The 11,888-nt window shown below is 63.9% G+C and carries 7 protein-coding genes; 3 read left to right on the forward strand and 4 right to left on the reverse strand.

Annotated features, from left to right (window positions below):
- Positions 1-214: 214 nt before the first annotated feature.
- From XH83_RS17520 to XH83_RS17530, 3 genes are read right to left on the reverse strand one after another with little or no spacing between them, the layout of a single operon-like run.
- Entirely contained in the window at positions 215-1,864 is a 1,650-nt protein-coding gene (locus tag XH83_RS17520; RefSeq protein WP_194402079.1) for an acyl-CoA synthetase, read from the reverse strand.
- 21 nt (positions 1,865-1,885) lie between these two features.
- Positions 1,886-3,778: a TRAP transporter large permease subunit gene (locus XH83_RS17525; protein WP_194402080.1), complete on the reverse strand. Its 1,893-nt coding sequence runs from the start codon at positions 3,776-3,778 to the stop codon at positions 1,886-1,888.
- Between the two features lie 15 nt (positions 3,779-3,793).
- Positions 3,794-4,825 carry a TRAP transporter substrate-binding protein gene (locus tag XH83_RS17530; protein ID WP_194402081.1) on the reverse strand — a complete coding sequence of 344 codons (1,032 nt, stop codon included), beginning with the start codon at positions 4,823-4,825 and terminating at the stop codon, positions 3,794-3,796.
- Between the two features lie 488 nt (positions 4,826-5,313).
- Between XH83_RS17530 and XH83_RS17535 the strand changes: the two genes are divergently transcribed.
- Positions 5,314-6,510 (forward strand): Xaa-Pro peptidase family protein, encoded by a 1,197-nt coding sequence (locus tag XH83_RS17535; protein WP_194402082.1) that lies wholly within the window; start codon positions 5,314-5,316, stop codon positions 6,508-6,510.
- A 38-nt stretch (positions 6,511-6,548) separates the two neighbouring features.
- On the opposite strand, the gene XH83_RS17540 is transcribed toward XH83_RS17535, so the two are convergent.
- Positions 6,549-7,424 carry a ferritin family protein gene (locus tag XH83_RS17540; protein ID WP_194402083.1) on the reverse strand — a complete coding sequence of 292 codons (876 nt, stop codon included), beginning with the start codon at positions 7,422-7,424 and terminating at the stop codon, positions 6,549-6,551.
- Positions 7,425-7,603: 179 nt separating this feature from the next.
- On the opposite strand from XH83_RS17540, the gene XH83_RS17545 reads away from it, so the two are divergent.
- Positions 7,604-9,898 carry a NosR/NirI family protein gene (locus XH83_RS17545; RefSeq protein WP_194402084.1) on the forward strand — a complete coding sequence of 765 codons (2,295 nt, stop codon included), beginning with the start codon at positions 7,604-7,606 and terminating at the stop codon, positions 9,896-9,898.
- A 22-nt stretch (positions 9,899-9,920) separates the two neighbouring features.
- The gene (gene nosZ, locus XH83_RS17550; protein ID WP_194402085.1) at positions 9,921-11,867 is read left to right on the forward strand and encodes a TAT-dependent nitrous-oxide reductase; all 1,947 of its coding nucleotides are present in this window, start codon (positions 9,921-9,923) and stop codon (positions 11,865-11,867) included.
- Positions 11,868-11,888 lie beyond the last annotated feature (21 nt).

Genomic DNA, 11,888 nt, shown 5'->3' on the forward strand with positions numbered 1-11,888 from the left:
CAACCGCGCCGGTCGCCAGCCGCGCAGCCCGCACGGCGAATCATCTGGAATCAGCGAATCCGGTGAAGTGGAATCGTAAATGCGTCTCTAACGCTTTCCAATCTTTTCCTGGCGTGTCGCGATGTCGTCAAAGCCGCGCAATCGATGTCGGACGACGCAGGCTTGCCGCGAACACGCGGCTTATGTTTCCAAATGTTTCTACGACCGAACGACCTCAGGCCGTAATCGCCTTCGCGGATCCCACTTCGTTGCGCAGCAGGAATTTCTGGATCTTGCCCGTGGACGTCTTCGGGATCGGTCCGAACACGACGGCCTTCGGCGTCTTGAAGCCACTCATGTGCGAGCGGCAGAACGCGATGATGTCGGCTTCGCTGGCGCTGGCGCCGTCCTTCAGCTCGACGAAGGCGCAGGGCACTTCGCCCCATTTCGGATCGGGCTTTGCGACCACGGCGGCGAACAGCACGGCCGGGTGCTTGTAGAGAATGTCCTCGACCTCGACGGAGGAGATGTTCTCGCCGCCGGAGATGATGATGTCCTTGGAACGATCCTTGATGATGACGTAGCCATGCTCGTCGAGCACGCCGAGATCGCCGGTGTGAAACCAGCCGCCCTCGAACGCTTCCTTGGTCGCCTTCTCGTTCTTGAGATAGCCCTTCATCACGATGTTGCCGCGGAACATGACCTCGCCGATGGTCTCGCCGTCGCGCGGCGCCTCCTGCATGGTCTGCGGGTTGATGACGGTGACGCCTTCCTCGAGCGGGTAGGGCACGCCCTGCCGGCGTTTCATGCGCGCGCGCTCGGCGGGCGGAAGCTCGTCCCAGCCGGGCTGCTCGGCGCAGACGGAGGCGGGGCCGTAGACCTCGGTCAGGCCATAGACATGTGTCAGCTTGATGCCGATGCTCTCGGCGCCCTCGAGCACCGCGACGGGCGGCGCGGCGCCGGCGATCAGGCCGACGACGCGGCGGGCCGCATTGCCTTTGGGCGCGTCGGGCGCGTTGATCAGCGTGTTGTAGACGATCGGCGCGCCGCACATGTGGGTGACGCCATGGCGCTTGATCAGCTCGAAGATCCTGGTCGGCTCGACCTTGCGCAGGCAGACATTGATGCCGGCCGCGGCCGCGATGGTCCAGGGGAAGCACCATCCGTTGCAGTGGAACATCGGCAGCGTCCAGAGATAGACCGGATGCTGGCCGAGATTGCCGGCGAGGATGTTGCTGACGGCGTTGAGATACGCGCCGCGATGATGGGTGACGACACCCTTGGGATTGCCCGTGGTGCCCGAGGTGTAGCTCAGCGCGATCGCGTCCCATTCATCGCTCGGCGGGATCGCCGTGAAAGCGGGATCGCCTTGCGCGACCGCCGCCTCATACTCGATCTCACCGATGCGACTGCCGCTCTTGAACGATGCGTCGTCGACGTCGACCACGAACGGCCGAGGGCCCGTCATCTGCGCCAGTGCGTCGGTGATGACACCCGAAAACTCGGGATCGACCAGGATGATTTTCGCGCCGCCATGGTCGAGCTGAAACGCGATCGATGGCGCATCGAGGCGGATGTTGAGCGCGTTGAGCACGGCGCCGGTCATGGGTACCGCGAAATGCGCCTCGTTCATCGCCGGGATGTTCGGCAGCATCGCTGCTACGGTGTCGCCGACGCCGATGCCCTTGCGCGCAAGCCAGGACGCAAAGCGCCTGCAGCGCTCATAGGTCTGCGCCCACGTGAAGCTGCGTCCCTCATAGACCGTGCTGACATGATCGGGATAGACGGCGGCGCTGCGCGCGAGGAAGCTTAGGGGGCTCAGCGGCACGTAGTTAGCGGGCGTCTTGTCGAGGCCGATATTGTACTGGTTCTGCCGCTCACTCATCGACACCCTCCGTCAAACGTCTCAAAGGAATCCGATCGAGATCCAGGGGAAGATCGCGACGATGATCAATCCCACCAGCAGCGCCAGCAGATAACCCCAGATCGGCCGGATACCCTCCGCCGGATCGACGCGTCCGATGGCGCAGGCGGCATAATAGCCGACGCCGAAGGGCGGCGCGAATAGTCCGATGCCCATGGCGAGGATGATCACCATGGCGTAGTGCACCTCGTGCACCCCAACAGCGCGGGCGATCGGAAACAGCAGCGGTCCGAACAGCACGATCGCCGGGATGCCCTCCAGCACGCTGCCGAGGATCGTGAAGGCCAGGATCGAGACGGCGATGAAGGTCGCAGCTCCGCCCGGCAATCCGGTCATGGCGGCGGCCAGCGAGCGCGAGAAGCCGGATTGCGTCAACCCCCAGGCCATGCCGGTCGCCGTGCCGATGATCAGCAGAATGGCGCCCGACAGCGCGGCCGTCTCGACCAGCATCGGAAGCAGCCGCCGCCAGTCGAAGCGGCGATAGACGAGGAGGCCGACGATCGCGCCATAGACGATGCCGATGGTGGAAACCTCGGTCGCGGTGGCGATGCCCTCGACCACGGCGTAGCGGATCACGAAGGGCAGCGCGAGCGCGGGCAGGGCGACGACGAAGGTCTTGCCGATCTCGCCACCCGTGGCGCGGCGGACATGGCTCATGTCCTCGTGGCGGTAGCGCCACCACACCAGCATGCAGAGCGTGAACGCGAGCACGACGCCGGGCAGAAGACCGCCGGTGAACAGGGCGGCGATCGACACGCCGGTGACCGAGCCGATCGTGATCAGCACGAGGCTCGGCGGAATCGTCTCGGTCTGGGCGCCGGTCGCCGCCAGCAGCGCGACGAGATCGCCGGGCTTGGCGCCGCGCTGCTTCATCTCCGGAAACAGCACGGGCGCGACGGCCGCCATGTCCGCGGCCTTGGCGCCTGATATGCCCGAGACCAGGTACATGGCGCCGACCAGCACGTAATGCAGGCCGCCGCGGACATGGCCGAGCAGGCTCGCCAGGAACGCCACCATGGCGCGCGCCATGCCGGTCATCTCGATCAGCAGCCCGAGGAAGACGAACAGCGGCACCGAGAGCAGGATGAGGTGGCTCATGCCCTCGTCCATCCGCCCGACCAGCACCATGACAGGCGTGCGCGTGGTCAGCGCGAGATAGCCGAAGATCGCAAGGCCAAAGCCGAACGCAATGGGAACGCCGGCGAAGACGCAGAAGCCGGCGACGCCGACGAAGAAGATGACGAGGTTGAGATTGCCGAGCGGCCGCAGCGACGGCTCCGCCAGCCAGAACAGGCCGATCACGACGGCAACGGTGGCGACGGCCTTCGCGACCATCCGCCAATCGGCGGCGCGCATCAGCCGCAGCAAGGCAAAGGCCGCCATCAGGCCGATGCCGGCCGGCAGCGCGGCGGCGCGCCACATGTTGGAGATCTGCAGCGCCGGCGTCGTGATGTAGCTTTCCTCATAGGCGTAGTCGCAGGCGGGCCAGACGATCAGGGCCAGGAACGCCATGGCTGCACAGGTTGCGACCAGATCGAGATAGGCCCGCATGGCCGGCCGCGCGCTGGCGACGACCGCGGTCATGCGCATGTGCTCGGAGCGGCGGAACGCAACCGCCGCGCCCAGCATGGCGAGCCAGAGGAACAGGATCGAGGCGAGCTCGTCCGACCAGATCAGCGGCCGGTGCAGGCCGTAGCGCGCGACCACGCCGGCAAACAGGATCACGATCTCGGCGACGACCAGGATCGCCGCCGGGATTTCGACGAGGAGACCGAGCGCGCGCTCGACCGAAGTCAGCAACGAAGGTCGGCGAGGGGACTGCAACGCCGCCTCGCCGCCCACCACTGCGGTCACCTCGACCTCGACATGAGCCATGATGGCCCCAACGCGTTACGACAGCTTGCCGACGGCCTTCTCCAGGAGGTCCCAGGCCTGATCGCCATACTTGCCCTTCCACTCGGCATAGAAGCCGGCGGTGCGCAGCTTGTCGCGGAACGGCGCCACGGCGGGCTGGTTGAAGGTCAGGCCTTTGCCCGCGAGCTCCTGCTGCAAATTGGCATTGAGCTTGGCGGTATCCTCACGCTCCTTGACCGCAGCGGCGTTGATGTTCTTGGCGACGATGGTGCGCACGTCCTGCGGCAGCTTTTCCCAGGCCCTGCGGTTCGCCAGGAACCAGAAGCCGTCCCACATGTGGTTGGTCAGTGAGCAGTATTTCTGGACCTCGTAGAGTTTGGCGGTCGAGATGATCGCCAGCGGGTTCTCCTGGCCTTCGACGATCTTGGTCTGCAGCGCCGAATACACTTCGCTGAAATTGATCGAGGCGGGCGCCGCGTCGAACGCCTTGAACATCGAGGTCCACAGCGGCGATACCGGCACGCGGATCTTGAAACCCTTGAGGTCGTCGGGACCGGTGATCGGCTTGCTCGACGACGTGGTCTGGCGGAAGCCGTTGTCCCAGATCTTGTCCATGACCTCGAGGCCGGCCTTCTTGATCTCGCCGCGGACATGGGCGCCGAGGTCGCCGTCCATGGCCTTCCAGACCGTGTCGTAGTCCGGGAACGCGAAGCCGATGCCGTTGATGGACGCGGCCGGCACCAGGGTCGACAGGATCAGGCCGGACAGCGTGAAGAACTCGACGCCGCCGGAGCGGATCTGGCTCAGCATGTCGGTGTCGGACCCGAGCTGGTTGTTCGGGAAGATCTGGAGGTCAAACTTGCCGTTGGTCTCGCTCTTGATCGCCGCCGCCATCTCCTTGGCGCGGACGTTCAACGGATGGGTGTCGGGCAAGTTATTGGCGTATTTGTAGGTGAACTCGGCACTCTGGGCGCGGGCCACATGGGGCGCGCCGAGGCCGCCCAGGACCGCGGTCGCGGCGGAGGCCTTGAGAAGCGTGCGTCGGGAAAAGCGCGTCGAAAAGACCATGGGTCTGCTTCCTCGGAAAGTTTGTTGTTGTTCTGAGATGCAAACCTATACGGACGTCAGGTCAGAAGGTCATCTGCGATCTCGCGGAAGCCTCGCTTATTGCAGCCTGACAAGGTCACGGCAATATCGGCTTTCGGAGGCATCGGGCCGATTCAAAATCTGAAAAACAACCCCATGCACACAGTAGCCGCCGACGACCGGGACGAGGCGCGAGGCTCGGTGCGAAAACCAGCGCAAGCGAAGGCGCCATGGCAGGAAAATGGCAGGAAATACGCCTAAATATCTGATCTGATTGTATATAAATATATTCCATAATATACCTTATGCGAATTACGGATTGGGCATGGGATGAATCGATCGGCCGGCTGCCTGGGTCTCCAGCATCCCTCCTTCCAGCCACATCAGGAGCTAACGGACCATCCGGCAGTTAACTCCGAGGTCGCAGACATCCAGGACAGATTAGATCAGCGGCGACCCGGAGGTCCGTCATGCAGGAAGCTGTTGCTCGTGCCGCCTCGCGCGCCATTCCGTTCGATGCCGCCAAGCTCGACCGTCTCATGGAGGCGGCAGGCCTCGACGTGCTGATCGCGACGTCCAAGCACAACGTGCAATACCTGCTGGGGGCCGAACGGGCGATCTTCTTCGACTACATGGATGCCTTGGGGGTCAGCCGCTATCTGCCAGTGCTGATCTACGCCAAGGGCGCTCCGGAGAAGTCGATCTATGTCGGGCATCGGCTGGAAACCCACCAGCGTACTGTCGCGCCGCCTTGGGTGCCGCTGGTCCGGACCGAATCGAATGGCTCGATGGACGCCGTCCAGCGCGCCTCAGAGCTGATCCGTCAGGCGGGAGTGCCCTGGAAGCGGGTCGGGGTGGAGATGCCGTTTATGCCGATGGATGCAGGAAAGGCGCTGGCCGACGCCCTGCCCGGCGCCGAGCTCGGGGACGCGGTGTTGGTGCTGGAGCGGCTGCGGGCAGTCAAATCGGGGGAGGAATTGGCGAAATTGAAGACGGCGTCCGGGCTCGTCATTGCATCCATGTTGGCAGTGATCTGCGGTCACGGTCGGGGTACGACCAAACAGCAATTGTCGGATGCGTTGCGCCTTGCCGAAGTCAACCGCGGCCTGACCTTCGAGTATTGTCTGCTTGCCTGCGGCAGCAGCCATAATCGGGCGCCGTCATCGCAGCGCTGGGAGCAAGGCGAGGTGTTGTCGCTGGATTCGGGTGGCAATTACCTCGGCTATATCGGCGACGTCGCGCGCATGGCGGTCCTGGGCGAGCCGGATGCCGAGTTGAAGGACTATCTGGCCGAGATCGAGGCGGTCCAGCAAGCCGCCTTTGCTGCTGTCAGGCCAGGCGCGATGGGCGGCGACATCTATGTTGCGGCCGAGCGCCAGCTTGCGCAGATCACCCAACGCGACTGCACGGATTTCCTCGCTCACGGTATGGGCCTCGTCGGCCATGAGGCCCCTCGCCTGACCGCAACGGGTCCGGTTCCCTATGACGACAGCGACGCCCGCCGCCCTCTCGAAGCCGGCATGGTGATCTCAATCGAGACCACGATGAAGCATCCAAAGCGCGGCTTCATCAAGCTTGAGGATACGGTTGCTGTGACGGATAGCGGCTACCAGATCTTCGGCGAAGATGGACGCGGGTGGAATTTGGGCCGGAACGCAGCCGCCTAAACGGCGCAGCGAAACCCGCCGTAAGCGGCGGGCTGCCTTTAATTCACCGTGAGCGATCGCAGCCAGGCCAGTCGCGAGATCGCGCGTTCGGCGAGCTGCTGCAAACGTTCGAGATCGGCAGCGTCGTTCGACCGCTCGGCGCCTTCGAGATAACCATCGACGAGCGCCTCGGCGATTTCCAATGGACCTTTGTGCTCCATCGACGCTGGAAAGCTCCCGAGGCCGGTGGCGGCGTCGGCCATCCCGACGGCCTGTTGGCGGATGTCCCGTATGCGGATCGCCTCTGGTCCGCTCAGGGTTTGTTCCATCTCGGCGAGCTGCGCGACCAGGCGCAGCTCGAGTTCTCGCGCATCAATTTGCCGCACCGGCGCTGACGATGCCTCGGCGCCGCTGCGGTCGTGTTCGTGATGATAGGCGCGACGTCTCTCCTTGCGCAGGGTAGCGACATGGCCCAGTTCCTCCCTGGCCATCGCCTCGGACGCCTTCTTGACCTCGGGATCATGCGAATAGGCTGCCAGATATGACCAGAAGGCGAAGGCCCGCTCCTCGTTGCGGACCGCCATGGCGAGTGCGCGGTACGGCGTCATCAGCCGCGATGTCTTCATCTCGGCTGCAGCTTCCGGAGCCAGCGCTTCCGGCGCCTCCCACCGCACCATGGCGGGATCCGGGCGCTTGCCCCGGCGCGACTGCGACCACTGCGTCACACTGTCCACGTGCTCGCGCTCGGCGGCGGCGAGCCGCGTGAACACTTCCGCCAGATCATCCTTGCCCTGCCCGCGCATCTCTTGGGCAAGGGAATCGTATTTTTTGGTCGCTTCCTGCTCCATTGCATGCGCTAGCGCAAAGAGCTCGTCGATCGACTCCAATACACCCGCGGGCTCAGCACTGAGCAATGAAGTGCGCAGGAATGGCATGGCGAGGGTTTCCCGATGCAGACGTGTGACTTGGTTGTGCGAATGCACAATCATTCTACTTTAGCTTGACAGATGTGGTCGCGCACGACGACTGTGGCACGTCAGCGGCGACAAATCATCGACGAAGAGTCTCAAGGCGCGCGCGACCCGGTTGGTCGCGCAGATGGCATTTGACCGACATGTCGAAGCGACCGCATGAAGAGTCCACCTTCGCAAGGCGTGCAGCGCTGGCGCTCGCAGGCTTGCTGCTGGTGTGTCTGACTTATATTTCGCCCGCCTGCGCTGCGGCTGACTTACCGACATACCTGCCGAAGATCGCGCCTGCGGACTTTTTCCCGGGCGCGGATCGTTTCGGACCGCCCCAAGGTGATCCGCCGATCGTACCTGTCTACCGGGGCGATCAGCTGCAGGGATTTGTGTTCCTCAACTCCGATTTCGCGAATTCCGTCGGGTATTCCGGCAAGCCGGTTCACCTGCTGGCCGGCATCGATCCCAAGGGTGTCATCACCGGCATCAAGCTGGTCGATCACAAGGAGCCGATCGTGCTGGTCGGCATTCCGGAAGCGCGGATCGTCGCGGCCGTGAATGGGCTGATCGGCAAGGACATGAAGCCTGTCGCAAGTGGCGCCGAGAAGCCGCCGCAGGTCGACATCGTGAGCGGCGCAACCGTCACCGTGCTGGTGATGGGCGACAGTATCGTTCGCGCGGCGTCCAAGCTCATCCGAAGCGGTCGCGTAGGCGGCGGCGACGGCGCGGCGGCTTCGGCAGCCCTGCCCCAAGTCATCAAGACGCTCGATCTCGAACGCAGTGAGGTGCGCGACTGGGAAAGCCTCGTCGGCGACGGCTCGATACGCCGGCTTCATCTTGGCATCGGCGACATCAACGATGCCTTCGCGAAGTCAGGCAGCGCGGCGGCGAGCCAGTATCCCGAGCCAGGTGACGCCGGCGACACCTTCATCGACCTCTACGTCGCGCTCGTGAGCGCGCCCACGATCGGCCGCAGCCTGCTCGGCGAGGACGGCTATCGGCGGCTGAAGGACGGTCTGAAGCCCGGGCAGCAGGCGATTGTCGTCGCAGGCAACGGTCCCTACTCCTTCAAGGGCTCGGCCTACGTCCGCGGCGGCATCTTCGATCGCATCGAGATTCTGCAGGACGGCAACAGCACCCGCTTCCGCGACCGTAACCACACCCGTCTTGGCGCATTGGAGGCGGTCGGCACGCCCGAGTTCAAGGAAATCGGCCTGTTCGTCACCCCGCCCGAGTTCACCTTGGATCCCACCCAGCCGTGGCAGCTTCAGCTGCTCGTGCAGCGGAGCCTCGGCGGCCGCGACAAGGCATTCCTGACTTTCGACCTCGGCTACGCCCTGCCCGACAGCTACATTCGCCGCGAGCAACGCACGGTGACGGTACCGGAGAGCGCGGCGCCTCCGGCCTCGCAGGCAAAAGCTGCGGCCACATCGCCGGCGGAGGAAGACGAGCCGCTCTGGATGCGGATCTGGCGGTCGAGCACCGTGTCGATCGGCATCACCGCATTCATGCTGGCCGCCCTCACCGGCATCTTCTTCTTCCAGAACCTGCTCGTGCGTCGGCCGGTATTCTACACCTGGGTGCGACGAGGCTATCTCGCTTTCGTCCTGGTCTGGCTTGGCTGGTACGCCAACGCACAGCTGTCCGTCGTCAACGTCGTCACCTTCAGCAATGCGCTGGTGACGGGCTTCCGCTGGGAATTCTTCCTCGCCGCTCCCCTGATCTTCATCCTGTGGGCCGCGACGGCCGGCGGGCTTCTGTTCTGGGGCCGCGGCCCGTTCTGCGGCTGGCTTTGTCCCTTCGGCGCGCTCCAGGAGCTCACCAACACGGCTGCGAAATGGCTGAAGGTGCCGCAGATCACCGTGCCGTGGGGACTCCACGAGCGGCTATGGCCGATCAAGTACATCATCTTCCTCGGACTGTTCGGCCTGTCGCTCTATTCGGTCGACATGGCCGAACGGTTCGCCGAGGTCGAACCGTTCAAGACAGCGATCATCCTGAAGTTTTCGCGGAGCTGGCCGTTCGTCGCCTATGCCGTCGCCCTGCTCGTCATCGGCCTCTTCATCGAGCGCTTCTTCTGCCGCTACCTCTGCCCGCTCGGCGCTGCGCTTGCCATTCCCGGCCGCATCCGGACCTTCGAATGGCTGCGCCGCTGGGAAGAGTGCGGCTCGCCCTGTCAGCGCTGCGCCAAGGAATGCCCGGTGCAATCGATCCATCCCGAGGGTCACATCAACGTCAATGAGTGCATCTACTGCATGCACTGCCAGGAACTCTATTACGACGACCACCGCTGCCCGCACATGATCCAGGTGCGGCTCAAGCGCGAGAAGTTCGCGGCGATGTCCTCGCCCACGATGCGCTCGGGCGGAAAGGGTCCCGCGACCGTCATCACCGCCGGCGGCAAGACTGTCGGCGCGTCACCCGCCGTCTCTCCACCACCGAACTGAACCGAAAGCCGAGGAGGCAATCATGAGCGAGAACGATAAAGCAAAGGGCGTCAGCCGACGAACAGTGCTGGGAACGACGGCGGCCGCAGCGGGCGTGGGCCTTGCCGGCGGAGTAGCGCTGACGGACGGCGGCTTCGTCTCCTCCGCGGACGCGCAGACCAAGAATGCCGCGCCGAAAGCGCCGGCGGCGAGGCCGGCCGTGCAGAAGACCGAGGTCGCGCCCGGCGAGCTCGACGAATACTATGTGTTCTTCTCGAGCGGACAGTCCGGCGAGATGCGCATCATCGGCCTTCCCTCGATGCGCGAGCTGATGCGCGTCCCGGTCTTCAACCGTTGCAGCGCGACCGGTTGGGGCCAGACCAACGAGAGCATCAAGATTCTGACCGAGGGGCTGCAGCCTGCGACCCGCGAATTCCTGAAGAATCGCGGCGGCACGTTCCTGAACGGCGATCTCCATCACCCCCACATTTCGTTCACGGACGGCACCTATGACGGCCGCTATGCCTTCATGAACGACAAGGCCAACAGCCGAGTCGCGCGGGTGCGGCTCGACATCATGAAATGCGACAAGATCGTCGAGCTGCCGAACCAGCACACGGTCCACGGCCTGCGGGTGCAGAAATACCCGCGCACGGGGTATGTGTTTGCCAATGGCGAGGATGGCGTGCCTCTGCCCAATGACGGCAAGGTCCTCGACGATGCCAAGCAGTATCGCTCCATCTTCAGCGCGATTGACGGCGACACGATGAAGGTGGCCTGGCAGGTGATCGTCAGCGGCAACCTCGACAACGTCGATGCCGACTATCAGGGCAAATACTGCTTCGCGACCTGCTACAACGGCGAGGAAGGCGTCACGCTCGCGGAGATGACCGCCAGCGAACAGGACTGGGTCGTCATCTTTAACATCAAGCGGATCGAGGAAGCCCTGAAGAAGGGTGACTTCAAGGAAATGAACGGCGTGCCCGTCATCGACGGCCGCAAGGGCTCGGCCTACACCCGCTACGTTCCGGTCTCGAACAATCCGCACGGCATGAACACGGCGCCGGACGGCATTCACATCGTGGCGGCCGGAAAGCTCTCGCCCACCGTGACCGTGATGGACGTCCGCAAATTCGACGATCTGTTCGACGACAAGATCAAGCCGCGCGACGTCGTGGTCGCGGAGCCCGAGCTCGGCCTCGGCCCGCTGCATACCGCCTACGACGGCAAGGGCAACGCCTACACGACGCTGTTCCTCGACAGCCAGGTCTGCAAGTGGAGCATCGATCTCGCCAAGCGGGCGTTCAAGGGCGAGAAGGTCAATCCCATCCTTCAGAAGATCGACGTGCACTATCAACCGGGTCACAACCATTCTTCGATGGGCCAGACCAAGGAGGCGGATGGAAAGTGGCTCATCTCGCTGAACAAGTTCTCGAAGGACCGTTTCCTGAACGTCGGCCCGCTCAAGCCCGAGAACGATCAGCTGATCGACATCTCCGGCGATCAGATGAAGCTGGTGCATGACGGCCCGAGCTTCGCCGAGCCGCATGACGCGACCATCGTTCACCGCTCCAAGATCAACCCGATCTCGATCTACGACCGCGCGGATCCGATGTTTGCGGACGCGGTCAAGCAGGCCAAGGCCGACGGCATCAACCTCGAGGCGGATTCGAAGGTCATTCGCGACGGCAACAAGGTGCGCGTTTACATGACGTCCACCGCCCCAGCCTTTGGTCTCGAGCAGTTCCAGGTCAAGCAAGGTGACGAAGTGACGGTATTCGTCACCAATATCGATGCGGTGGAAGACCTGACGCACGGGTTCTGCATCGTGAACTACGGCATCCAGATGGAGATCGGGCCGATGGCGACGGCGTCCGTGAGTTTCACGGCCGACAGGCCGGGTGTCTACTGGTACTATTGCTCCTGGTTCTGCCACGCCATGCACATGGAGATGAAGGGCCGGATGTTCGTCGAGCCGAAATCGGTGTGATCGGAGCGACCTCGTGGGTCC

The organism is Bradyrhizobium sp. CCBAU 53351 (assembly GCF_015291745.1).
Lineage (GTDB): Bacteria > Pseudomonadota > Alphaproteobacteria > Rhizobiales > Xanthobacteraceae > Bradyrhizobium.

What these genes read in the sequence shown, in the direction of transcription:
- XH83_RS17520 (WP_194402079.1), bottom strand. Translation starts at nt 1,864, where the DNA reads ATGAGTGAGCGGCAGAACCAGTACAATATCGGCCTCGACAAGACGCCC.
- XH83_RS17525 (WP_194402080.1), bottom strand. Translation starts at nt 3,778, where the DNA reads ATGGCTCATGTCGAGGTCGAGGTGACCGCAGTGGTGGGCGGCGAGGCG.
- XH83_RS17530 (WP_194402081.1), bottom strand. Translation starts at nt 4,825, where the DNA reads ATGGTCTTTTCGACGCGCTTTTCCCGACGCACGCTTCTCAAGGCCTCC.
- XH83_RS17535 (WP_194402082.1), top strand. Translation starts at nt 5,314, where the DNA reads ATGCAGGAAGCTGTTGCTCGTGCCGCCTCGCGCGCCATTCCGTTCGAT.
- XH83_RS17540 (WP_194402083.1), bottom strand. Translation starts at nt 7,424, where the DNA reads ATGCCATTCCTGCGCACTTCATTGCTCAGTGCTGAGCCCGCGGGTGTA.
- XH83_RS17545 (WP_194402084.1), top strand. Translation starts at nt 7,604, where the DNA reads ATGTCGAAGCGACCGCATGAAGAGTCCACCTTCGCAAGGCGTGCAGCG.
- nosZ (WP_194402085.1), top strand. Translation starts at nt 9,921, where the DNA reads ATGAGCGAGAACGATAAAGCAAAGGGCGTCAGCCGACGAACAGTGCTG.